20 protein-coding genes and 1 pseudogene are annotated in these 24,620 nt (G+C 54.5%); 9 read left to right on the forward strand and 12 right to left on the reverse strand.

Annotation, left to right across the window (positions count from 1 at the left end; translation table 11 throughout):
• Positions 1-2: 2 nt before the first annotated feature.
• Positions 3-146: a hypothetical protein gene (locus tag IEX36_RS17080; RefSeq protein ID WP_188760796.1), complete on the forward strand. Its 144-nt coding sequence runs from the start codon at positions 3-5 to the stop codon at positions 144-146.
• A gap of 103 nt (positions 147-249) precedes the next feature.
• On the opposite strand, the gene IEX36_RS17085 is transcribed toward IEX36_RS17080, so the two are convergent.
• The 4 genes from IEX36_RS17085 to IEX36_RS17100 form a co-directional block, all read right to left on the reverse strand.
• A complete protein-coding gene (locus tag IEX36_RS17085) occupies positions 250-2,463 on the reverse strand; it encodes a hypothetical protein (protein ID WP_188760797.1) in 2,214 nt (737 codons plus the stop codon).
• Between the two features lie 57 nt (positions 2,464-2,520).
• The gene (locus IEX36_RS17090) at positions 2,521-5,625 is read right to left on the reverse strand and encodes a TonB-dependent receptor (protein ID WP_188760798.1); all 3,105 of its coding nucleotides are present in this window, start codon (positions 5,623-5,625) and stop codon (positions 2,521-2,523) included.
• 118 nt (positions 5,626-5,743) lie between these two features.
• Entirely contained in the window at positions 5,744-6,991 is a 1,248-nt protein-coding gene (locus IEX36_RS17095; protein WP_188760799.1) for a zf-HC2 domain-containing protein, read from the reverse strand.
• A gap of 118 nt (positions 6,992-7,109) precedes the next feature.
• Positions 7,110-7,799, reverse strand: a complete 690-nt coding sequence (locus IEX36_RS17100) for an RNA polymerase sigma factor (RefSeq protein ID WP_188760800.1) — start codon at positions 7,797-7,799, stop codon at positions 7,110-7,112.
• 138 nt (positions 7,800-7,937) lie between these two features.
• Between IEX36_RS17100 and IEX36_RS17105 the strand changes: the two genes are divergently transcribed.
• From IEX36_RS17105 to IEX36_RS17120, 4 genes are all read left to right on the forward strand, one after another.
• The gene (locus IEX36_RS17105) at positions 7,938-8,222 is read left to right on the forward strand and encodes a helix-turn-helix domain-containing protein (RefSeq protein ID WP_188760801.1); all 285 of its coding nucleotides are present in this window, start codon (positions 7,938-7,940) and stop codon (positions 8,220-8,222) included.
• A gap of 68 nt (positions 8,223-8,290) precedes the next feature.
• Positions 8,291-8,572, forward strand: coding sequence for a helix-turn-helix domain-containing protein (locus tag IEX36_RS17110; protein WP_188760802.1), 282 nt, complete (start codon positions 8,291-8,293; stop codon positions 8,570-8,572).
• A 69-nt stretch (positions 8,573-8,641) separates the two neighbouring features.
• Complete coding sequence (locus tag IEX36_RS17115; RefSeq protein WP_229669098.1) at positions 8,642-9,508, forward strand: GAF domain-containing protein; 867 nt, start codon at positions 8,642-8,644, stop codon at positions 9,506-9,508.
• A gap of 410 nt (positions 9,509-9,918) precedes the next feature.
• Positions 9,919-10,638, forward strand: coding sequence for a hypothetical protein (locus IEX36_RS17120; protein ID WP_188760804.1), 720 nt, complete (start codon positions 9,919-9,921; stop codon positions 10,636-10,638).
• 622 nt (positions 10,639-11,260) lie between these two features.
• Here the strand turns inward: IEX36_RS17120 and IEX36_RS17560 are convergent.
• Positions 11,261-11,458 carry a hypothetical protein gene (locus IEX36_RS17560; protein WP_229669099.1) on the reverse strand — a complete coding sequence of 66 codons (198 nt, stop codon included), beginning with the start codon at positions 11,456-11,458 and terminating at the stop codon, positions 11,261-11,263.
• Between the two features lie 216 nt (positions 11,459-11,674).
• On the opposite strand from IEX36_RS17560, the gene IEX36_RS17640 reads away from it, so the two are divergent.
• Positions 11,675-11,797, forward strand: coding sequence for a hypothetical protein (locus IEX36_RS17640; RefSeq protein ID WP_263365023.1), 123 nt, complete (start codon positions 11,675-11,677; stop codon positions 11,795-11,797).
• A 96-nt stretch (positions 11,798-11,893) separates the two neighbouring features.
• Positions 11,894-12,220: a tyrosine-type recombinase/integrase gene (locus IEX36_RS17125; protein ID WP_229669100.1), complete on the forward strand. Its 327-nt coding sequence runs from the start codon at positions 11,894-11,896 to the stop codon at positions 12,218-12,220.
• Positions 12,221-12,510: 290 nt separating this feature from the next.
• Here the strand turns inward: IEX36_RS17125 and IEX36_RS17130 are convergent.
• Positions 12,511-12,675, reverse strand: a pseudogene (locus IEX36_RS17130) (IS481 family transposase); the annotation flags it as partial.
• A 380-nt stretch (positions 12,676-13,055) separates the two neighbouring features.
• Here IEX36_RS17130 and IEX36_RS17135 point away from each other — a divergent pair.
• Together IEX36_RS17135 and IEX36_RS17140 are read left to right on the forward strand one after the other, a co-directional pair.
• Positions 13,056-14,051: a ferritin-like domain-containing protein gene (locus tag IEX36_RS17135; protein ID WP_188760805.1), complete on the forward strand. Its 996-nt coding sequence runs from the start codon at positions 13,056-13,058 to the stop codon at positions 14,049-14,051.
• Positions 14,052-14,908: 857 nt separating this feature from the next.
• On the forward strand, positions 14,909-15,985 hold the full coding sequence (locus IEX36_RS17140; protein ID WP_188760806.1) for a type III polyketide synthase: 1,077 nt from the start codon (positions 14,909-14,911) through the stop codon (positions 15,983-15,985).
• Between the two features lie 69 nt (positions 15,986-16,054).
• Here IEX36_RS17140 and IEX36_RS17145 read toward each other — a convergent pair whose 3' ends face one another.
• From IEX36_RS17145 to IEX36_RS17165, 6 genes are all read right to left on the reverse strand, one after another.
• Positions 16,055-16,729, reverse strand: a complete 675-nt coding sequence (locus IEX36_RS17145) for a PEP-CTERM sorting domain-containing protein (protein ID WP_188760807.1) — start codon at positions 16,727-16,729, stop codon at positions 16,055-16,057.
• Positions 16,730-17,184: 455 nt separating this feature from the next.
• Entirely contained in the window at positions 17,185-17,979 is a 795-nt protein-coding gene (locus IEX36_RS17565) for an alpha-amylase domain-containing protein (protein ID WP_229669101.1), read from the reverse strand.
• Positions 17,945-18,523: an alpha-amylase family glycosyl hydrolase gene (locus IEX36_RS17570; RefSeq protein ID WP_229669102.1), complete on the reverse strand. Its 579-nt coding sequence runs from the start codon at positions 18,521-18,523 to the stop codon at positions 17,945-17,947. The genes IEX36_RS17565 and IEX36_RS17570 overlap by 35 nt, the downstream gene beginning before the upstream one ends.
• A 158-nt stretch (positions 18,524-18,681) precedes the next feature.
• Complete coding sequence (locus IEX36_RS17155; RefSeq protein WP_188760808.1) at positions 18,682-19,254, reverse strand: DUF3341 domain-containing protein; 573 nt, start codon at positions 19,252-19,254, stop codon at positions 18,682-18,684.
• 283 nt (positions 19,255-19,537) lie between these two features.
• The gene (locus tag IEX36_RS17160) at positions 19,538-24,106 is read right to left on the reverse strand and encodes a chemotaxis protein CheB (protein ID WP_188760809.1); all 4,569 of its coding nucleotides are present in this window, start codon (positions 24,104-24,106) and stop codon (positions 19,538-19,540) included.
• Positions 24,107-24,158: 52 nt separating this feature from the next.
• Positions 24,159-24,581: a response regulator gene (locus IEX36_RS17165; RefSeq protein ID WP_188760810.1), complete on the reverse strand. Its 423-nt coding sequence runs from the start codon at positions 24,579-24,581 to the stop codon at positions 24,159-24,161.
• Positions 24,582-24,620 lie beyond the last annotated feature (39 nt).

Raw genomic sequence — 24,620 nt, forward strand, 5'->3', positions numbered from 1 at the left:
TCATGGAATATACGAAACCGGAGATCATCCTTGCTGGCGACGCGATCAGTACGATCGAGTCGAACCTGGATAAGAACATCGCCCCTGTCGATTCCCAAACGGGACAGGACCTGACCGGCGCTCCCGCCTATGAGGCGGACGAGTAAGCCTCGATGCTCCCAGGAACTCTGGCAGGGCAAGAGAAAAAGTGGGAGCACACAACGGAACGGGGCGCCTGGCGCCGGACGCCCTTGTTCTGTTCGTGCTGTTTCACTTCTGATCCGCTTCCATCGTGCGCAGCTTTCGCCAACGCGCATAGAGTGCGCGCTTGTCTGGAGCGGGGTCTTCTTCACCTTTCAACCAGAAAGTAAACCAATCGACATTGCCCTGTTCGGAGGCCATGCGCTCCCACGGTTTCACCAGCAGATGCGTGCCATGGGGCAGGACAACAAGATCCACCGGCTTGCCCATCGTTGATAACAGGGAATACCACTCCCACTCTTCCATAACCCCGGCCACGCTATAACTCTCAAGACGAATCGGGGTCTTCACGTGGAGGATATTGAAGGAAGGCGAATGTTCAATCCAGTTTGACAGCGTTGTCCCATAGGGAGGGCCTCCGTTCACGGCATCCGGCTCCGCCGCCTGATTGGGATACGCGACCCGCATGAAGTAGCCCGCATTAAAGCCATCGGCCAACGTTGCCGCTCGAAAGCTGTATTTCGAGTGGGTGAGGGTATAGGCCACGTAATAAACCGTGCGACTGAAGCCGATGATGCCGACACGTTCGCGATCGATAATGCCCTTGCCGTGGAGATAGTCGATGGCCCCTTCGAAAGCCGCCATTTGCTGGGGTGCTTCCTCTGGCGTGCTCCGATACTGTGCATCTCCACTGGCTCCGCCCATTTGGAGTACAACGATATCCCTGGCAGCCAAAGGACGAGCTGCAAATGCGCTGTTCCACGGTCCATCAATCCAAAACCGGCTTGGGTCGAAGCCGTGCGTCTGGATTACCAGAGGATAGCGCTGCCCAGGTTGATAATCCGGAGGAAGGTAGAGGCCTCCGTGTACCCAATGTCCATCAGTCGCCTTCCAGGAAATTTCACGCTCCATGCCAAAACAGACGTGCCTGAACTGAGGATTCAGGTCCTGAAGCAGTACTCTCTGACTCGTGACGGGATTCGTGATCCACAGCTTCGGCGGCGTGTTCATGTCCTGCTCGTAGGTCACACGAGGACGATCTCGTTCCGGATTAACCGTCATTCCCGCGACCTTGTCCCAACCCGCGCCGCGTTGTTGGTAAGCCTCTATCGCACGATTCGACTGTTCGAAGAGTACTTCCTTGCTCGACGCCACCCATTCCGTCGCTTTGGCGTTGCCTTCGAGGATCTTCTCAAACGTGTGCGAAGGCAGCTTCATTTCAATGGCGTACAACTTGCTTTCGCGCTCGTCCAGTTCCGCTCCGCTTACCTCCGCTAACGGCAAATAAGCCTTCGACAGGACCAGCGATCTTCCTCCGTTAAGCCAAAGAAACCCATCATGCTCCCAGGACTTCGGCGCATCGATCAGCGGAGTAAATATTCCGGTCCGTGTATCGAGCAAAAGATATTGTTCGACCGAGGACGTTGCGGATGCTGCTTTCTTCGCAGCAACAAACTCATGCAGAAATCGGTCCCGGTAGCCAAGCCAACTCTTCGGGACATCTCGCACCAACGCCTCAACGAGTGCATACCGTCCGTTCGGTGCCACAGACAGGGTCAGATTTGGCCAGATGCCGTCTTCGGCCGGCATACGGATAGCCCTGCGGCCATTCACCATCAGGAAAAGTTGCCGGCTGTCGCGGGAGCGGTACTTAGCATATGGACTACCCGCAAGCATCACTTCAGCAAGATTCTCGCCCGTAACGTAGAAGCCGTTGCGTTCAACCTCAGGAGAAGCGAGTGGATCAGTTACTGGAGGGTCGGCCTCGAAGACAATCACTCGTCCATGGCTGCTCGCGTCAAAGGCGGCGACAGGAGTGTGGTGGTGTGTAAGCTGTGTGAACCGCCTGCTCGAAAGATCGTAGGCATAGATTTGTCCAATTCTTCCAGGTGTCTCTCCGATGAACAGAAGGGTGCGGTTGTCGCTCAACCACTTCACCCCGGCAATGGCTGCACGATTTGAGCTGGATGACATCTTGACCACTCTCGCCGGGCCTCTTCCGGCAAGCGCATCGTCCGTGCGGAAGACTTCCAGTGTGTAATCAACGGTGTTGCGTCGCAGGTTGCCCTTTTTCAGGACCACCGCAAACCATCTACCGTCTGGCGAGTACAGTGCCGCATCCGTCGCCGAATCGTCTTCATAACTGGCGACTCCGAGGCGGGTCATCTCAATCGCGTCAGCCACTGTGACACGACCCTTTCCCGGGCCGCTCTGCGCGACCGCGCAGACTGCTAACTGTGCCAGACACAACGCAAGACAAATACGTAAGGAAAACAGACGCACAAGGCCTTCCTTTCGTCAAACGGCGATCAAGTGGTGCGGTGCAAGTTGTGAGTTGCTTTAGAAGCCGAGTTTCAGGGAGAGCTGAAGCGATCTCGGACCACCCTCTTGAAACAGAGGGTTGAGACCACCGAGCGCATTGTTCAGCATCTCGGTCGACTGGAGATAGATTGGTCCAAAACCAATCAGGGCCGCCGGATTGCCGAAGTTCGGATGATTGAGAGCATTGAATGAATCCACGCGGAAGTCCAGATGCGCTTTGTCCCGAACTTTGAATGTCCGCGCAACAGAAAGGTCGGCCTGCGCCAGCCGGAAACCCGCAATGTCGTTGCGTCCTTCCGTGCCCTGCCGCAACGTACCCGGTACAGCAAACGCATTCGAATTGAGTTCCTTGCCTCCGGCTGTCCCAGAGTTCGACACCCAAAGCGGCTGCCCGTTGACCAGGTCAGGCCGCGAGTACGCAAATCCTCCGGTGACCGATGACAAGGTAAGCACTCTGCCATTGAATGGGAACCCGCTTCGGGCAACAACCACGCCAGCCAAGGACCAACCTCCCGCAAGTGTTGCAAATGCCCGCAGTCCCGAAGGCGCAGGAATCGCATAGGTGAACGCTCCCGAAAAGCTGTGCCGAACGTCATAGTCCGACGATGCGTAATCGCTTGCTGCGCTGATTACCGTCCCGGCCACGCCCGCAACGACGTCGTTCGATGAATTATCAAGCGAGTGTGAGTAGGTGTAATTCAGAAGCAGTTGCAAGGCTCCCGACATTGGTCTGCGATACTGCAATTGAAGCGCGTTGTAATTGGACCACGCCGTATTGCCTGTCAGCAGAAAAGCGCTTGAGAAATTGGGATTCGGCTTGTATAGCGCTGCCTGCCGCAGGAGCTCGCGGCCTGACTGGCCCACGTAGGTCGCGGTCACCACCTGGCGTCCGCTGAGCAGCTTCTCCACTGCGGCGTTCCACTGATAGCTTCGCGGAAGTTTGAGATTGGGCGTGAATGCGCTCACCAGCGGATATGGAGGCGACAGCGAAGCAGTGGGCAGATACCCGCCAGCATCTGCAATTGGCAGAGCCACGTTCAGGGTAACGTCACTGGCCTGTCCAGGAAAGAACGTTGCCACGTCAGCTGCCCTTCCTGTTCCGAGGTCGTAAAAGATGCCCCAGCCTCCGCGCACGACCAGCGACCCTTTCGCGCCTGGCGTCCAGGCGACTCCAATTCTTGGTGCCACGTTGCTGTACGTCATTGACCAGAGCGGTGTACCGAACGGTGCCAACGCGATCTCTTGAGGATTATCTACGTTCAGCCACGCGGCGGCCTTGGTCGCTCCATGAGGCGCTGGAGCGGGAGCCAGTTCCCACCGTAGCCCATACGTCATTGTGATCTTGCTTGTTGCCTTCCATGTGTCCTGTGCATAGAACGAAGTCGAAGTCGTTCGGAACGACGAAGGCGCGTTGGTCGTTCCGGTCAACTGCGTCAGCTTCCCATTTTGGAGCAAACCTTTGACCAAAGATGCGGACATCACAATCGCACTCGCATGAGGCGTCTTGTCGAGAAAGATCACACGATAATCCACACCAAACTTCAACTGATGAGCCCCAACTCCTGTGTTCAGATCGTCGACCAGATTGATCTGCCGCGTCCGATTGTTGGCCACTGGCCCTAAACCGTAGAACTCCGTATCGAGCGTCTGAAACGAAGCATAGGTATTCGCCTTCGACAGCGTCCCCAGAATCACGCTCTCATCCACAGGAATGGCGCCGCCAAATGTGTCCTGCGATTGTGTCGCATTCGAACTCTGCGTCGAGTAGTTCGCCCGCAGCGTATTCGCCGTGAACTTCCCAAACAACATGTTCACCCCACCCGTCAGCGTCTGGGTATTCACAGGTGTGACCTGAATCATGCTCAACGAATAAATCCGCGAATTCGTCATTGACGGCGCGTAGTTATATCTCGCAAAGAGCGAGAACCGGCTACTCAGGTTGTGGTCAACCCGCAGCGACGTAGCATCGAGCGTCGCACTGTTGGCATAGCTTCCCGTGAACTCGCCCGTGCAGGTTGCCTCAGACACCGGGCCATTCGGCTTCGGAAAGGCATTGAGCAGCGGCTCTACCGCAGCAGGAGCCGCGCAGCCGGAGTCGTCAAGATGAGGCACTACAATCACTCCCGTCTGAGGCAGCCGCAACCGTGCACCCTCATAGGAGAAGAAGAAGAACGTCCTGTTTCGCACCAAAGGACCGCCTAGATAGCCACCAAAGTCGTTATGTCGCTCAGCAGCACGAGGCCTGCCTGCATGGTTGGCGAACCAGTCGTTCGCGTCCATCGCTTCATTGCGGAAGTAGTCGTACACCTCACCATGAAAGCGATTCGTCCCCGACCGTGTAGTCAAGATCACTTGTCCACCCGGTGTCCTGCCGAACTCCGGTGCAAACGACGACGTCTCGATGCGAAACTCCTGCAACGCCTCCACAGAGACCAGGCTGCTCGTTCCGCCCAATGCGCTGAAAGCCTGCGCCGAACCCGTACCCGATGCGCCCGAGTACAGTCCGTTGCTGCTCACCCCGAAGTTCGCCGACACGCCATCCACGGTGAAGCTGTTCGCGTCTGTCCTCTGACCGCCGATGCTGAACTGTCCCGGCGCACTCCCTCCTGCGGTGCCTGACGGCTGCTGCGCGATCACTACGCCTGGAGTCAGTTGCATCAGCGTGTTGAAGCTCCGTCCGTTCAGCGGGAGGTTAGCAACGAACTGCCGATCGATCACCGTGCTTACTGAAGCCGATTCAGTTTCTACCAACGGTGCTCCACCGGCAACTGTCACTGTCTCCGAAGCCGCACCCACCGGCAGCGTGAAGTTGATCGCCAAAGCAGCTTGTGTATTCAGTACGATGTCCGGTTTGATGATTGTCTTGAACCCGACCTTCGCCACCTGCACGCGATACGGCCCGGGAGGCAGATTTGGAATGGCATAGATGCCCTCCGAGTTGGTTACGCCCGGATACCTCACACCAGTCGCGTCGTTGACTACTTCAATGTCGGCTCCCACAATCGCTCGCCCATCCGGGTCGAGCACCAGTCCGCTCATCGTCCCATTGGGCGACTGTGCCAGGCAGCCAATCGCAGCAAACAAAAAAATCGCAAGCAGGCGGAAGACATCATTTGGTCTCACGAACAACTCCTTGACATAGCCGGTGTGAAATCGCTTCATCCGGTCTACGGAAACCCTTCGTCTTCTGTATCAGATTTTTGTGCTTTTCTGTAAGAATTTACCCCACGCCAGCCGCCCCCTACGGGTGGTTCGGCTCAATCTTCAGGTATGCGAACAGCAGCGGCTTGCCGCTTGGATGCTGACTTCGTCCCTTTGGCTCGACCGTCACAAACACTGCGTCGATTCCGGACAGCGTCTTCGCGTCGTTCGATTTCATCATCCAACGCTTCTTGCTCGCATTGTCCTGGTACAGGATTCCAAGACGGACCGCAGTATCACGGTCTGGCCCTTTACGTCCCCACACTTGAAACGTGCTCGTGTCCTTCACCCCAGGCTGCTGGTCAAGATCATAGGCATAAAAGATCAGAGACTTCGCCTTTGTGTAAAAGACGCGCCCGAAGGGCTTCGCGGTATCACCCGTTTTTGCGACGTCATATACCTCGGCGATGTACAAGTCGCGCGATCCCATGAGGTCACGAATGTCGCGGTCATGGTCCAGAATCTGCTGCTCGCGCGTCAATTCTTCATCGCGCCCATGCAACGACGCCGTCAGATCATTCACCTTCGCTTCGAGTTGCGCCAGACGCCCCGAGTCCCCGAGATTCACGCTTGCTGCTGCATCGAGCTTCTTTTGTACTGTCGATAATTGCGACTGTGTCTGCTGCAGCTGTTGGTTCGCGGCAGCCTGTTGCGCCGCATTGGTTTGCGATAGCTGGCTGCGATCTTTCGCCGCCTCACTCAATTGCTGAGTGAGTTGATTCCGCTCGCTCTGAAGTCGCGCTACATCTGCAGTGCGGGCAGTAAGCTGCTCGCGCAACGCGATAACCTGTGCATCCTCGTTGCTGTGAACAGGCCCAACTGGAACCGGAGCAATAGCAGGTTGGCTCGACTTAACTTGCAGGGGCTGTTGTACAGGCTGCGTCACCGGAGCAGCCACTTTCGCACTCTCCGAGCCATGACGAACCCCAGTTCGGTAAAGTGCCACCCCAAGCGCGCCACTCAGCAACACCCCTGCGGCAAATTGCCACCACAGGTGCCGCCACAACGTATCCCCCGCCGTCTTGCCCGAGCGATCGTGCTCAGGACGAACTCGTCCCTCGCGCTGCTCATCCTCTTTTAGCCGTGCAAAGAGTCTTCCCTCTGCCGCGGCCATTTCCTCAGAAGTCCACTGTGCAGGATCGTCCACACCATCCATTAATAGAGAAGACCCAGATGCCAGTCTTGGGATTGCCCCCGCGACCACGGCCTCGTACTCAGTCAGCCGTTCGCGACATTCCGGGCACTTCGCCAGATGCACGTCCAGCCGCTCCCGCTCTTCTGCGCGCAATGCTCCCGTCGTCGCCAGAGCGCACAACTCCTCGAACTCTTCATGGCGCTCGTGATGGAGTCCGTTAGGAGGCACGGCTCGGGCTCCTCCATTGGAGCCATTTTCTACCATATCCCGCTCACTTCGCTCCTAAATTTCGCCCAAAGATGCCTCGCCGCATCTTTTCCAGACCTCGATAGTAATGGTTTCGGACGTTTCCCAGTGTCTGCACCATTTCTCGCGCGATCTCCTGAAGCGTATACCCTTCATAGAAATAGAGCTCTAACACTCTGCGTTGGTCACGCGAAAGCGACCCCTGAATCCTCTCCAACTCGTCGTGCCCGATCAAGGCTTCCATCGATTTCTCATAAGAGACGCCATCAGAAAACCCCGTTGAATCTTGCAACTCCAGGTGGTCATAGAAATGGTGGCTCGCCAGATAGCGCCGCCGGTCGATGGCGCGATGATATGCAACCTGCACGATCCACGATCTCGCGCTTCCACGCGCCGCATCGAAAAGGTCAGCCTTGCGGTAGAGGAACAGGAATACCTCCTGCACAAGATCGTCCGCCTCGGCGGCATCTCGCAGAATCCGCAGTCCCACCGCCCTTACTATCCATGCATAACGGCGGAAGAGCGTACCAAGCGCCTCCTTATTGCCTCCGCAAAGTCTTTCAAAGAGAATGTCATCCGTGGCGTTTTCTATACTCTCGAAACCATTCTCGTCGCAGGAGGGATTTCGTGACGAGGCTCTTGACTCTCGATCGCTCCCTACAGAAATGTCGCTAGATGATGCGTCGGGGAAGATGGAAACCGAGTTCGGATTCATCATCCCTCCTATCGTCGCGATGGCATCTGTGCTTACGCGCTGCGATCAACAAATCAATAGGCCAACTATAGTTTCAGCTTCCTGAATAAGCAACTATAATTGCTGTTTCAAATTGCGTATCTTAGCAACGATATTCCCATGCCAAAGCGCGTGGGAGCAGATATCGAACGAAGATTTGATACGCCCCGAAGAATGTTTGGCTTAGCAATCACAAGACTCCGCATTCTAAGAAAAGAATCGCAATTTGAAGTCGCTGCTGCGGTCGGATGCGGCGAGGGCTACCTCAGAAGCATCGAACAAGGCAAAGAAAATCTGACCTTCGATTTGGAATACGCCATCGTTGATTATCTGGGAATGCTGCCTATGAGCAAGTTTTGGGCATATGCAGAAGACTTGGCGAAGAAAGAATCTCTCCATTCTTGAGGGAATGCGAGAGAATACGGCAACTATAGTTGCTGTTATCGAGCCCGATCCGCTCAGACCATGATTGGGTGGGCAAACCCATTGGACCAGTCAATCGCCGCAAATCGAAGACGCCCAGCGAAGTCTTTGGGCGCGCGGTGACAGAGCTTCGGCTCCGGGCAAAACTCTCCCAGGCAAATCTGGCTGCTTCTCTGGGATACAGCGTCTATTACCTCGGGAAAATTGAGCAAGGGAAAGCGAACGCTAGTTGCGATGTGATGGCTGCCATCGCAAGATACTTCGATATGTCCATCGGGCATCTATGGCTGTATGCGGAAAAACTTGCGAAAAGAAAGGCCAGCCGCAGTTAGAGTGTCGAGACATTGCCACTCGGAAAATTCGTCTGTGCACCAGCCTCCGCAAGTGGCACAATGTCTCCAATGAAGTCCGCCGTACAGAGCGACAACCGGCGTCACGGCCCATCGCCGATGGGCGGATGGAAAGTCATCTCCATCCTGGCCGTCAGTGCGGCAGCAGTTCTCACCGCAATTGTCCTCACCCGCAGGTTTGATTTCACCACAGCCGCTCTGCTCTTCGGGTTCGTCGCGTTGTGTACCGTAGCTATCCTGCACGCTCGTTTTCTTATCCTTGCCCACAGGGAACACCGGAACACTACCACCTTCCTCGAACGGCGCAACGCCGTCGAGCTCCGTCACGCAGAAGAAGCCCGAGAGAAGAGCCTCGCGCTCGCTCGTTCGGCTTGGCGAGAGGCAGACGCTCTGCACAAAGCCACGCTCGCCCTCACCGAAGATCTCCGCATGAACTCAGTGCTGGATACACTGCTCGACCTGCTCCACCAGCAGATTCCCTATGAAGCCGCTCAGGTGCTGCTGATCGAAGCTGGTCCTAGAATGTTTCTTGCCAGGGAAGCCAGACCGGGAGGCCCCAACAACCCCTTGTCTCCCACCCCAGACACGCTCAACTTCACCGGCTACTCCGTCTTAGAACAAGCACTCGCAACTCCCAACGGCCTCCTCATCTCCGACACCCTCGAAGAGAAGCTTTGGAAGAACATTGCTTCTGGCAACCCAGTTCGCTCCTGGCTCGGCATTCCTCTCTCAGCATCGAACCAAGTCATCGGTATGCTCTGCGCCGCCAACTCAACTCCAGGCCATTTCACTGCGGAACACTTACGAATCGCCCGTTCTCTCGCTGCTTCCTCGGCACTGGCCATTCAAAACGCCCGCCTCTACGAATGCTCGCAAATCTACGCCGCCGAACTCTCCCGCCGCTCCCATACCGCTTAGCCAAATAGTCCAGGCAGGTTCCTTCCCGGGTTTGGTGCGCTTCGCAGATACCGTCGCCTTTGGCTCTGACTCAGGAACCGGCTCGATCAATTCCGCCCAGTTGTTTCTCGTGTTTCCTACCTTGTCGCTTACGCGAATCTCTTCATTCTTCTCAAAGTAGCGGCGCAGCAGGTCAATGACACAGGTTACTGTATTGAGGCCCAGTGGCTTTGTCATTCTGAAGCGGGCACGCCAACAGGCGCGGGATTAGCTGATAATGCATCTCGTCAGAGATGACCTGAAATGGTTTACATTGAGGGCGAATCGCTTTGTACGGTGAAGGTACACGGGACGAGGCCAGCGGCTGTTGCTTACACGTAAACAGTGGAGAAGGAAGCAGAGTAGCAACAGCAGAGAGGCTCAAAGGTAAGGTGAAGAATGTCAGCCCGACGGTCCTTCTCTACATGACAGAATCACTCAATTCCTTTCGAGGGGCATCCTACCTCGGTTCTGCGGTGATGTTTGGTGTAGCCGCAGAGACTGCCCTCTTGGCATTGAGGGATGCTGTTCACAGCGCACTTGATACCCAGCAGAAGAAGGACAAGTTCAAGGCGGATACGAACGGAAGGCCCGCGAAACGTATCTATGTCGAGATCCGCAAGCGTTTGGATTCATTGCTGCGTCAGATTTCATCCGATCTGGGAATGGAAGATATCAGCGCTGAACTTACAGGTATCTTCGATTTAATCCGGAAGACGCGGAACGAGGCAGGTCATCCAACCGGCCGAAAGTTGAGCGGGAAGAAGCTTTCGCTCTCCTGTAGCTTTTTCCGTTGTATTGTGACGCTGCCTATGCAGTTGTGGATTGGCTCGCCAGCAATCCAATTTGAGCGGATACGGACTCTGACATCAACGCCATGCCGTTCAAGCTCGGCGGATGGACGTGCCCTGGTATTCACCGAGAAGCCAAGAAACAAGCTGTATCCCTGGGGATGCCTAGATATAAAAACGGAATCCCAGATATTTTCCCTTCGAACAATCCCAGTTTTATTTTCTCCTTCGCGGGGAGATGTCCGGTTGATAGCGCAAAGCGCCGCGCGAGCGGGCCAACGTTCGCCTGCGAGCCAGGAGCCAGAGGATTGGTCACGGTGAAGACGGTTCAAGACCGACTACTTGAAGCGCAATTAACTTCCGAGGGAACACATTTCGGTTACCCTGTTGGCGACCCGAGACCGCAGCAAGTTGGGATTTTAGACGGCTCGTTTGCAATGCAGGGAGGAAGGCTGTTGCCGCTCTTCTCATTTTGTTTTGAGAATAGCTGCACCTGTTTACGCCGACCTTCGTAAGCAGAACGCATAGCAACGAGCTCCTACGATCTCCAAATAGGCCTCTCGGATCTTGGAGAGCATGCGATGAAAGCACCTCGAGTATTTCTGTGGTTTTTTCTGATCTGCGGTGGCCAATGCTTTTCGGCAACTGCCCAAAAGCGGCCCGCACCCGAACCCCAACCATGTACCTATGCCAAGGACCATAAAGTCACTGTCTCGGATACGGACAAAGACGTGAAGGTGCCTCTCGCCTATTTGATTCCGTGCATACAGGATCTGCTGGGACATGCACAGGATCAGTTAGCCGAGGACTCTAAGGGCAAACCGGTCGGCGAGGCCCCTCCTCCGCTCAGCACTGTCGAATTCGACTTCCAAACCGTCAGTCGCTGCAGTCAAGGCTGTCGAGCAGAATCCTCTCGTGAAAGGGTCCGAACGGCGAGAAGCTCTCACACCGGAAAATAGTCGTTACTGTTGCCTTTGAGGTCGATAAGACGTTCAATAACGATCTGGACTTCACGAAGATCATCGTTGTAGGCCCCGAGGTCAAATACAACCCCGAGAGAGACGACGTCCAGACAGTAAAGCTCACTTTTGAAGATGTTGACAAGCCAGCCGGCACTTAATCGTGCGTAAGTTATGAGCATGTCGCCCCTCCCGCGATATTCTTTCTTGGTATTTCTGGAGACAGTGAGATGAGCGATCTAGCGGTAGTAACTCTTTCGGATGGGCGGCTGCAGACTTTCTATGTCGATGATGCTGGTGTGCTGTGGTCCAGATGGTAAGTCTTCGGAGAACCATCGGACGTTTGGCAACCCAAAACGAAGGTTGAACCCTCACCAGGCATCGTCACGAATGTCGCGGTGACGACGACTCCCCAGGGCGACGTGACCGTGCTGGTCACCCGGCGGGATGGGACGTATGTCGTTTCGGTCAAACCGGGACCAGATCCGAATGCAGGGTGGTCCGATTGGCAGATTGTATGAGGCTCTGCGAACTCGATATGGCTTTCATTGGCGAGATTTCGGCACTTATCTACAGCGGCGATTCTCACCTGTGTCTCAACAGAAGTTGAGAAATTGTTGTATGGATCATTCCATTGGAATCCATTTGTCTTCGCCAGTACGCGCAAACGGGGAAAGCTGCCGTACAGTCCGGACTCGAGCCTCACGCGGTCGTTTCGTCCCGCTGCGAACCGAGCGAAAATTGCTAAGCACATCGGATGGCACACGTTCCGGCGCACCTTCTCGACATTGCTGAAAGCCAACGGCGAGGACATCAAGACGGTGCAGGAGCTGTTGCGGCACGCGACGGTGAAGATGACGCTTGAGGTCTACGCGCAGGCGGTCACCCGAATTTGCCACGAGGTTTGCTACTTCGCCGCTCTTCCGACTCATCAAGGCGAATAAAAGATGGTGCACGGTCAAGAAGGCCAACACGACACTTCTCTCAGATAGATCATTCCGAGACAACAAACTTTGAATTACATTTAGACACGTTCGATGCTCTGAACCACACAAGCCTTGGTAATTCGGTAAACACAATTAATTCAGGCACATTCGGGCAGCTTACGACAGCGACGGCACGCAGTATGCAGATCGGAGCAAGATTTACCCTTTAGGGTCGGACGATGCTTTCTCCAGATCAGAGATTTAGCATTCATCGTGCACCGTGCTGGGCTTGTCAGAGCATTTCTAATTTAGGTGTTTTGTCCCGGCATTTGATGGATTGGGTTGAGAGTAAATCTCTCTGGGGCTTGCGTCCAGAGTTTGCAGAGGTATTCGTAGGGCGTGAGCCCTTTGAGAGTCTTGAGTCTTCGAGCGAAGTTGTAGGCTTCGAGGAAGTCGGTCAAGTGCACTTTGAGGCCGCACCTGGCATCACGGATGCGGTGAGTTGATTGCGGGTGATGTTGTCGCAGGTATCGCAGGAGATGATGCCGCTCGCCGCAAACTGAGGAGTTCACAGCACTGAGGCAAATTACCAGAACTTCAAGAGAAAAAACTCACTCAAAAGTATGCAATTTCAGAATGATCAGGCGCCGCGCTATCGACGGTCCCCTGCTGCTGGACATTCAATAGCCGCAGTGGGAGCGCATAGCGATTCTCGTTATTGGGAAGACCGACATGGCAGCTTAGAGTCCAGTTCTCACATTTTTTGCGAGATCCTGTTCGCGAACCAATCCAAGGTCCTTGCCGTTTGCGTACCTCTTATGAAATCGGAAGAAAGCCAAAACGAGGAGCTTGAATGCCGACGGACAAGTTGATCAGAAATTTCGCCTTTGTCAACGGCGTGAATCGCCGCTCTTTCCTTACTGGCGCAACAATGTTCGGCCTGGGCGCTGCGACTACGGCAATCGTTGACGGCTGCGGCGAAGGACACTCGATGATGAGTACTACGCCGGTATCGGCGGCGGCCTCTACCGATACCGCAGCGAACATCCTCACTGCAGCCCTCATCGCTGAAAGTCTTGCCATCACCACGTACTACACTGCTCTATCCACAGAGGCGGTGATTACCGATCCGAATCTTGCTGGATCTGGTGGAACTGCTCTAAACGTCAGCGCGAATGGGAGCCAAATCAACGTTGCCTATCTCCAGGGCGCGCTGCTCCAAGAAGTCTCCCACGCACAGACCTTGCGCTCACTGCTTGGGTTGGCAACCAATGGAAGCGGAGACGCCACCGCAAAGATCCCACAAACTTTTTATTTTCCAAGCGGAACATTCGGATCGCTCTCCGGCTTCCTCCCTGTTCTCATTGATCTCGAAACGGCTTTCATCGGCGCCTACATGACGGCAGTGGAAGAGTTTGCTTCGATGGCTGCAGGCTACAATGGCTTCAGTTCTACCCAAGCCAATCCGGCATCGAGCGGCTCAAATTTGACCCAGGCGGATCTCATTCTTTATGCAAAAGTTGCCTCGTCGATCCTCGGTGTCGAGGCGGAGCATCGCGCCTTGGTACGTGGCATACCAGCTGTGACCCTTTCGTCTCCCAATTATGCGGGTGTCGATTTGATCCCCGCAAACAACGTGAACTATGAAAGCTCCGACAACTTCACCGGCCTGATCACCAGCGTGAGTGGGGACAGCAGCACAACGGCAGCAGCCGCTCTGGGACCTTTCATCACCGCAGGATCAAATCCTGTTTCCGTCGCAACAGTAGCCGCGCAGGCCAGTTTTTCTTCCGTTGTTCCCGCGTCTATCGCAGCCAATGTGTCGGGATCGATCCCCGCAGCAGAGTGAGCAACGGCGTTTTACCCGTCGAAATGGCAATGAAGGACTCAAAGGCTACTTACCGAAATCTTGAGACGAGATGTCCGCCAATCGTCGGTGCCACACATACTACCGTGGGCGCTTGGTCTAAGTAGACTCGTCTGTGACTCAGCTCTGCTGAATGTCTTCTTCGAATGTTGCATTCCAACCCTCAATGAACTAAGACTCGCGCTCGATAGCCCAGCTGTCGAAAACGTCTTCACGAGATGTAGTCATTAAGGACGAGGTTACGCGCCGGAACTCTCGCCAGAGCCTTCCCTGCCATTGACCTTAAGATCACCCCCACAGGGAGCGACAGCCCCGCTATCTTAGCCATGGCCTTCCGAACCCTCATGGTGAACTCCGGATTGACAATAACAGCGTTGACACTGCAGTGGGTCAACTCACTGCATCGGATGACCTCTTATCAAACCCGGACAGAATCTGAACTCAAAAATCGCTGCGGTGCCCTCACATGCATTGACGGACAGAAACCACACGATTTCTTCAACCTGCGGCCATATCTCAATCCATTGGCCGTTCAAACCAGTCGATGTTCGTCAACAGAAAGAACATCCAGGCCAGTAAAAGCGTGATGCTGTAACAAACATGAAAACATCGAAAACCTCTATAAAAATGGCATATTTTTCATAGCGGGCAACCTTTCAAGTGATCTATACTTGCCTCATCAACCCACGGGAATTTTGATATTCCGCATATCCCTTGAAGGCACTTCTCTCCCCCCGTATCGTGCGACATCGGGTTGTTCTTCTCCTGCCAAAATCTTCGGCTGATGACGACTTCGTCAGCAGTACACCGATCCATCTCACGACGAGGTTTTCGCATCCATGCGCATCGCATCCGTAGGCACAGCATTTCCCCCCCATCGTTATCCGCAATCTGTTATCACCGAGGCCCTCCTCGACCGGATGCAGGACAAACTCGAATCTCCCGGCGCCATGAATCGCCTCCACTCCAACTGCGGCGTGGACTTCAGACATATCATGTTTCCATTGGATACTCTGGGAACGCTCTCGGGATTCGGCCCAACCAACGACCTATGGATCAAAGGTGCGCTCGATCTTGGCCAACAGGCCATCCGCAAGGCACTTGATCAAGTTGGGCTAGAGCCGTCGGACATCTCGGCCATATTTTTTACATCGGTCACAGGCATCGCATGTCCAAGCATCGACGCCCGTCTCGTCAACCTGATGGGCTTTCCCAGAAACATCAAGCGCACTCCCATCTTCGGCCTGGGCTGCGTTGCTGGAGCGGCAGGAATCTCCCGCGCAATCGACTATGTGCGTGCATTTCCTAAGCAATACGCAGTTCTACTCTCAGTTGAACTCTGCTCGCTCACATGGCAGGAGGATGATGCTTCCATGGCGCATATTGTCGCCAGCGGTCTGTTTGGAGATGGAGCCGCTGCTGTGGTGCTCGCTGGCGAGGAGACGCCGCTTGCACAAAAGCCGACGAGCCTTCAGGAACCCTGTCCTCGCGTTATTGCCACCCGTTCTACTTTTTACCCCAACACCGAACATCTGATGGGATGGAAGATCAACCACACGGGCTTCAACATCGTGTTGTCAGCCGATGTCCCCTCTCTCGTCAAAAAGGAACTGCGTAACACAGTCGAAGACTTTCTCGCCGATAACAATCTCGGCATGGGAAACATCTGCAGCTTTATCTTTCACAGCGGTGGTCCAAAGGTGCTACAGGCAATGGAGAGCAGCCTTGGCTTGCCTCCTCATGCGCTAGATGCATCGTGGAATAGTCTTCGTCAGCGTGGGAATCTCTCCTCAGCATCGGTCCTCACGGTCATGCAGGATTTTCTGATCAATCGCCCGGGGAGTCCGGGCTGCTACAGCATGATGGGTGCGATGGGTCCGGCTTTCTGCTCTGAGCTGCTTCTGCTTCGGTGGTAGCTGCTGAGATGAAGGGAAAAGAGCGGAGGCCGGCCGGTTCATGGCCTCCGCTTTGAATCAATGCACTGGTTAATTAGTGGTTATTTTCCTTCGCACCATTCCCACCATTCCCAGCAAACCTGTGCCAAAGAGCGCGAGCGAAACCGGTTCCGGCACGGCGGAAGGTGTGGTTGAGGCCGAGGAAGAGAACGTCGTGCTACCAGTGGTCTGCCCCGGTGAGTATTGGGTGGAAAACGTGAAGGATCCTGGTGTTGAATCGAAGGTATGGGTCCCCGATCCTGTAAAGTTCCCAATTCCCGTGACGAGCAGACAGGCGCTGCCGTTACTGCATCCGGTCACATTCATCGCGCTCGCAAAATAATCTGCGGTATACGAGGCAATATTAAATGCGAAGGTTTCTGCTGTCCCGTTAATCGTAAATAACGAGGGCAGCCCTGACGGAGCTGTATGTGAACCCGTTGAATAAGGCAGCGCCCCACTCAGAAAGACGATGGGATTACCATCCGCCAGATATGTGGCAAAGCTGCCGCCAAGCGATCCTTGGACGGAAGCGGGGCCAAACGTGATAGTCGAACTGGTAAATGAATCGGTTCCGTTGGCATTGACGAAGCCGCTGATTTGATCGGCGTGTCCAACTGCGACACCGCCAAAGGCTAACACAGTGAGTAACGCGAGGCACTTTACCATGGGAGTCTCCAAATAGCTAAAAATTGAACCGCGAGAAAATGATCCTCGCAGTTTCATAGGAGCGGCCTCTAGCTGATATCGTTGCTCGCTCCCCACCCTGCTTATGTGACTACGTTTTCATACAATCAATAGGCCCGTGATACTGGAAGATTCAGTTGCGCATCAGGGTCTCCCCCGGGCCATCAGAACCGTGCTGGTGCAACTCCCACCCGAGTTGACTTCTGTATGGCAATCTTGCTCCCATCGATGATTGAAACACGCTGCGTAAGCACGGACAGAGCTATGGATATCGATAATCTTATGTTCGACGAACAGCCTGTAATGGCCCTACTCTTACCATGCAACGATGAAGGCCAAGTCACATGCGATTTCCTTCTTGGTCACATGAGATTTGCTTCATCGCCGCACCGCCGCACAGTTTCAGGTCGGATGCATAGCGCGCTTGATGGCGTGCCGACTCGCTAAATTCGCGGATGAACCACCACTCTACAGTATTGATAAAAATAGCTAGCTTAGTTCTTTGCAGGTGCATATACGCAGTAGCCTCGAGGCGGAGCTGGAAATTCCGCATTTCCATTGCCATCCGTAGTCCTCTCGTCAGGAGGCGCGCTGTCCTTGCCATCCCATGCAACAGGCTTGAATCTCTGGTTCGGCCATTTCGTTTTAACTGAAGTTCCTCTCCACCGATTGCCAAGATTGTTGAGTACATAAACAAGGCCTGGCTGAGATTCGGTACCGGCACGCTGAGAAATATAGAGATCTGGATCGACGTGCAGAATGCAGCTCTCACCTCCGGCAAAGGCATGATGGGCCGCGATCAGAGCGTCAATCCCATTCGAGCTTCCCGGGCGGGCGAGCTGGCAGTTGTAATAATCCCACCAGAAGACACATGGGTAGCCATCCTGCGTCAAGATGAATGAAGAGCCTAGCATTTTGTCATTGACGACTTCATTTTCGCGCATATCGTGGTTTTCGACGAATGTAACGGCATTGAAGGGGCGGGCTGCTGAAACCGAGCTACCATCGGTAAGATTGCGGAGATCGTATTTGGGAGTATCGCAGACGTCTTTCAGTTTGTATCGCAGGGGAAAATCGAATGCAGCGATCTGGCGGTCAGTCAATGCAGCTACTCCATCGAGCCAACCTTCAATATCGTTGGGGCCTGCCCAGTACTCTCCAACAACAAACGGCGAGAACTCACGCCTATCCTTCTTTTGGTACTGGTATTTGGCCAGCAAAGCTATCATCCACATGCCATACCCTTTGACGAAATCAAAGGGGGAAGCCGTCGAAATCCAGGTCTTCAATTGCCAGGCGCGCGTATTCGAACATTGCGATATAGACCTTTGGGTTGCGATGGCAGAGATGGGGAAAACCAGCAAATCTCTCGCCTTCTACCATTGTGCGTTCATAGCGGCTGGGATGAAAGCAGTTCCAATCGCGTGGGAACTTGCCGCTTTTGGGATTAAATTTTGTCCATCGGCTCTTTCCATCCAATGGGTTGACTTCCTCCTGATCTCCGGAGTTATGGTCGATCACCACGTCTGCGATGGCACCCATGCCGTTCTGGTGAATTGCCGCAATTAAGCTTCGTAGCTCTTCGCCATTGCCATAAGCAGTCTTGACTGATCCTTTCTGGTCGTAGTCTCCAAGATCGAAGTAATCATAGGGATCGTAGCCAACGGAGTTGGCGGAGGCGGCCTTGGAAAATGGTGGAAGCCAGATTGAATCGAAGCCTGCCCCCTGCTTGCCCAGCTTTGGTATCTCTGCCTTGAGATAGTTCCACCATTCGCCTGCTTTGTTTTCTTTTGTGGCGCAATCCCAATAGAATCCTTGCAGCATAACAGCCATAGGCCATCTCCTCTGCCGCACCCTTGCGACAGCCGCGTCCAGGCTCAGTGCCGGTTGTGGCGGACTTGAAAAACTTAGATGCTTCCGGAGCACCTCAACATCGAAAGGAAGACGCATGGAGTGAAGCATTTGCAGGTCGGGGAGAGATTCGCGTTCGCCTATCGCTCGGAGATGTGACCGAAGGTTGCCCGCCCACCGGATGTGTCGACAGCGTCAGATTCACTTGCTACCGCAATGTCATGAGCCCCCGTATCTTTCAGAGCTGCTTTTGCTAGGTCAACCTGTTCTGAGACGTCGCAGTGTACGGAAAGAAGTATTCCGCCGTCCTTCACAGCACCTTCATACCGCTTCGCCTCATATTCTGGAATACCGAGACCTACGAGCGCGCCGACAATGCCGCCGACTGCTCCGCCGGCTCCGAGACCTGCGAGGGCCGCGATAATTGGGCCCGCTACGATGAGAGGACCAACTCCTGGAATCGCAATCACCCCAATTCCAACCAGAAGTCCTAGCGTTCCTCCTACGATTCCGCCTGCGGTAACCCCGGTCGTCGTGCCTTCAGGCGCTTTCGTATTCTTTTCATGGGCGAAGGCCCTCGTGCTCTCATCATCCGGAAGCAGGACCGAGATTGCAGAGTCGGAGAAGCCCTTTGATAGAAGATAGTCAACTGCTGCCTCTGCAGTTCCTGGTGTCTTATAAATTCCGAAGACCGCTACATTTTTGCTTGTCATGAGAAACTCCTATCTGCTTGCACAGCGAACTTCCGTAGCTCGACACAGGGCTGGACCGATCGGCTTTCTTTCAAGATCTTTGCGTCTCTGTGCAGACATCATGCCTGGCGGTGTGTCTATCAGGTTTCCTGTTCAGAAGAGACACTAGGCTGTTCAGAAGAGACATCAGATGTAAAACGAATTCCAAAAAAGCCCACCTGGTCGTTGAACGATACGGAGATACGCAACAGCAGTATTCGGTCTGATGTACGAATCCAGAGGATGAGTTGTCTCGATAATGCTTTCAAGCGAGATCGTTGGATAACTTCCGCGTTACTAGATCATCGCCGTCACGGCCAGCCTTCCAATGCGACTCAAAGTCCTTGTCTGGCAATTCTGCAGGAAGAAAGATCGAGAAAGAAGTACCGCTTTTTTCAGGACATACACTGCTGCGCATTTGGATCGTTCCGCCTAGCCGATTGATGATGCCGTTGGCAACCCAAAGCCCGAGCCCGGTTCCTTGCTCTCCCTTGGTTGTAAAAAATGGCTCAAAGATGCGGCGGATATTATTGGAGGCAATTCCGAAGCCGTTGTCGGCAATAGTGATACGAATTCCCCTGCTAGGCTGATGATTCCGACGAGAAGACTTGCGAATCCGTAGAACGATCGCACCGTCAGAAGGGATGGCATCCATGGCATTCAACAGCAAAGTCGAGAGCACCTGCCGAATCTCTCCGGGAAAGCTGCGAATCGTAACTCCGTCGGAAAGATACTGTTTGGTTACGGCAATATGCTTCGCGAGAAGTCGATCGGCATAGAGGTTCAGGACACTATCCGCAACTCTGTCCAAATGCACCGCAACCGGATTGACCGAGCCGCGGTAGAAACTGAGAGATTGCTGCGTCAAGCGCGCTACGCGGCCGAGTTCCTCCTCCATCATCGCCGCGTAGCCTCGTTCTTGTTCATCCAATCTGGGTGAATGCCGTAACAATGCCGCCAGATTCGTTATCGCTTGTAGTGGGTTGTTGATCTCGTGAGCGAGGGTGGCGGCCAGACGGCCTGCGGCGGAAAGCTTTTCCGATTTGATCAAGGCGGCTTCGGCCAACTTTTGCCCGGTTATGTCGCGGGCGATCTTCGAAGCACCCACGATCTTCCCATGCACGTCAATGATGGGAGAGATCGTCAGTGCTACGTTGAGCAGGCTTCCATCTTTGCATCGCCGTATGGACTCAAAGTGCTCTATATGTTCTCCGCGGCGAATACGATCGAGAATGATGGGTTCCTCATCGATGTGATCGGGCGGGATCAACATGGTGATGGACCGGCCGATCGCTTCTTCAGGCTTATATCCGAAAAGTCGCTGAGCGCCAGCATTCCAGCTTTTGATGGTTCCGTTCAGGTCCTTTCCGATGATCGCGTCATCCGAGGATTGGACGATAGCGGCGAGTCTTGCCGCCGCCAACTCCGCATCCTTACGCTCGCGAATGTCCATAAAAGTAGTGATGGCTCCGCTGATCTCACCTTGTCCGTCCGACAACGCAGCAAAATTCGCGAGCACAGGCAGGCGAGAGCCATCGGGCCGCTCAATGGAGATTTCGACGCCCGACGCGGGAACGCCCGTACGCAGCACCTCGACAATGGGGTTCCTGTCATGATCGAGCGGTGTGCCATCCGGCTTCCACATCTTCGATGAACCGCAATATCTCTCGACTCCACGGGCGGGTTCTCTGCCCCAAAGCTGCACTGCCAGATGGTTGTAATTGCGAATCACACCCTGCTCATCGCACACCAATACTCCCATCGGAGCGGAATTGAACAAGGTGCGAAAGCGTTGTTCGGTCTCTTGCAAGGCGACATCGGCCCGCCTGCGTTCCGTGATGTCCTCGATGGCCAGAAGGATCATCGGATCCGCATTCGAAGACGGCGCGAGCGTCCGGGCGTTCAGAAGCATGATCCTGGATCCAATCGTCTCGAAGTCATGCTCCACCGTGAAGCCCTGCACTACGCGGCGTTCCGGCAAGATTTCTTCCAGCAATTTACGCAGATCTGGAATGTCCCATTGGCCGTTGCCCAAGCCATAGAGGAATTTGTTCAGGGTTTCCTCGGGAGAGACCTTGAACATGGCAAGGAAAGGCTCATTCGCCATCACAACTTTGAGTTCACCGGTCAACACCAGGAGCGGCTCGACGACCGTATTGATAACTCCATGAAAGAAGTCAGCCGCTTTTGTCAGCTTCTCATTGGCAACCTTGATGGCATTGATGTCCTGCAGGGCTAAGACAACTCCATCGATCTTGTTGTCCTGAGTGCGGTACGGCAAGATGTTCAATAAGTTCCAGCGCCCTTCAGCGTCCCGTATCTCCGATTCGGAAGGCTGGAGAGTCTCGAGCACCCTGCCAATCATCGATTCCAACTCAGGCGCATCAATATTCAACCGAATGTCCGCAATGGGCCGCCCGATATCGGACGGTACAACCTTCAGCAGCCGGTCGGCCATGGGCGTCACGCGTCGAATGCGTAATCCGCGGTCGAGCATCACCACTGGAAGTCGCGTGCTGTTCAGCAGGTTTGAGATATCGTTGGTCAGCTCGTGAAGGTCATTGTTCTTATGGCGCAATTCCGCATTGAGCGTGTTAAGCTCCTCGTTGGCCGATTGAAGCTCTTCTTTCGATGTCTCCAACTCCTCATTCGTGCTCTGCAGCTCTTCGTTGGCCGAGAGGATTTCTTCATTAGCGGATTGGAACTCTTCCCTCAGCGAGTCTTCTGACTCGATCGAGGAGCGCAGCGCATCCTGCACCTCGATAAGTCGTTGCTTCAATTGTCTGGACTCATCTCGCTCGCGGAAATTTCCTTTCATCTTGCCGCGAGATGCATCGTCAACCGGTGGCACATAGGACGAAACATCGTCGAAGAGCACGAGGAAAAAGAGCCGATCCTGAGGTTCTTTCTCCTTCAGGGGTGAGATCGAAAGATTCAGGATTCGCCGCTGGCCATCGCCTTCAAACGGAACGCCGTCCTTTCGAACGGGTGTGCCCCTCTTCTTCGCTGCGCTGATGAGGGTCCTGAGCTCAATTGCCAGTCCATTGCGCGCCAGCTTCAAAATGTTCAGACTTGGTTTTCCGGGCGCCGGCTCAAGGTAGGGAGATGTGCGCCCCCGGAATTGGACCACGTCCAACTCCCCGTTAATGACTACTCCGACTGGCGAGTGATTCTTCAGAACCAACCGATCGGCTTCCGCCTGCACGTCAAACTCAGACGTAGACGCATCTTGAACCTTCGCAGTCTTGCCGACCGCAGCTAAGCTGATTTGGGTTGGGAAATAGTTCTGCGCAAAGTCGTAGTGCAGCCTTGAACTCACGGTCTTCTTACTGTAGATCTTGTGCTTCTTGTCTACCGTGGAGAACAGGTCTGGGTATGCCGCGACACTCTCCGAGCCGCCGAGTACCAGAAATCCAGACGGCTTCAGTGCGTAATGAAGGATTGGAATGATCTTCTTTTGAAGCACGGGCTGAATATAGATGAGCAGGTTTCGGCAGGCGACTAGGTTCATCTGTGAAAAGGGAGGATCGGTCGCTAGGTTCTGCCGGGCGAAGATGCATATATCGCGTACTGCTTTGTTCACGCGATAGCCGTCCTCTGTCTTGACGAAAAATCGCTGCAGGCGCTCCGGCGATATCTCCTCGGCGACGCTCTCCCGGTAGACTCCGGCGCGCGCTCTTTGAATGCCCTTTTCATTCAGGTCGGTTCCAAATATCTGCACCTGAAAGCTCGATGCCTTGTCCCCCAGAAATTCAAGCAGTGTAATGGCAAGGGAGTAAGTTTCTTCCCCGGTGGAGCAACCGGGTGCCCACATGCGAATCGTCCCTTTGTTTCCTTTGTCCTTCAGAATCGCCGGGTACACCTGCGTCTTCAACGCTTCGAACGCCTCGAAATCTCTGAAGAAGCTGGTGACCGGAATGAGAACGTCGTCATAGAGCTTCTGGCCTTCCTCGGGGTGGGCCTTCATATACTTCGCATATTCGCCAAGCGAGTCCAGCTTCAGGATGACCGAGCGACGTAACGCGCGACGGTGAATCGTATTCGGCTTGTACTGGCGAAAGTCCACGCCGCTCGTCTTCCGCAGTTGTTCGAAGATAATGAGAAAATCGTCCTCGTGGGAAGGCCGAGCCGCCGAGTCTTCCAGTTCGTGGGCATTCTCTTCTGCGGCAGCCTCATTCTGGTGAACATAGGGATGGCGTCGGATCCGCAGCAGCTCGCTCGCAATTTCCGGGGCAGACAGAACGAAGTCCACACATCCGGAGTCGATGGCGCTGCGCGGCATACCGCCGTATTTAGCCGTGTCAGGATCCTGGGCAAAGGTGATGCCCCCTTCGGCCTTGATGCTCTCAAGCCCAAGAGTGCCGTCGTTGCCCGTGCCGGACAAAATAATGCCGATCGCCCCGCTCTTGCGCTCCTCAGCCAGGGAACGCATGAAGAAGTTCACCGACAAATGTTGAACTGGCCCTTTTTCTCGTGGAGTCAGCTTGAAACCGCGCGCGGTCAGGGCCATGAACGAGTCAGGTGGAATTACATAGACATGATCCGGCTTGATTCTGGTCCCGGCCTTGACCTCCTCGATAGGCATTCTGGTTGCCTTCGACAGTATCTCGGGAAGCAGGCTGTGATGCGTCGGGTCAAGGTGTTGCACCAGCACGAACGCCATTCTGGTATCGACCGGTAGCGCGTGAAAAAAATCCTTATATGCCTCCAAGCCGCCTGCCGAGGCGCCCACCGCCACAATAGGAAACGAGCCACCCGGCGTGCTCTCTTCAACACTCGCGCTCGCCCATTTTCTCTTCGGAGTGGACTTCGGTTTGGTCGGCTTCGTTCTCATGCTTGCTCGGGCCTATTTTTCACGTCTAAATCATTCTGCGACACCACTCAATTTAGGAAGCTTTGGCGTTGACGAGAGTTGTCCTTCGCGATCCATTGTGTGGCGCGACTCTCTGAATCGCTGCCAAAAGATCGGTTGGGTGCACAGGCTTCAGAAGCAAATCGAAGTTATATCCCTCTTCTCGCGCTTTCTGGAGAAGATCCGCCGTTGCCGCCTGTCCCGAGAACAGTAGGACTTTGCAGAGGGGATGGAGTGCTCTCAATCGTATTGCCAGGTCAATTCCCGACATCTGCGGCATCATCACATCGGAGATGAGCAAATTAGGGGCCTCGGTCGATGCCCTTTCGAGTGCATTCAGAGGATTCGAGAATGACTCCGCCAGAAAACCACTCTGCCGCAGGAGCACAACCAGCGTGTCAGCAATCACCTTTTCATCATCCACTACATATACGTAAACATTCTGTGAATTGAGCATGGCCATACCTGTCCTAACGCCATGGAATGAGATACTCCC

It is taken from the genome of Edaphobacter acidisoli (genome assembly GCF_014642855.1).
Lineage (GTDB): Bacteria > Acidobacteriota > Terriglobia > Terriglobales > Acidobacteriaceae > Edaphobacter > Edaphobacter acidisoli.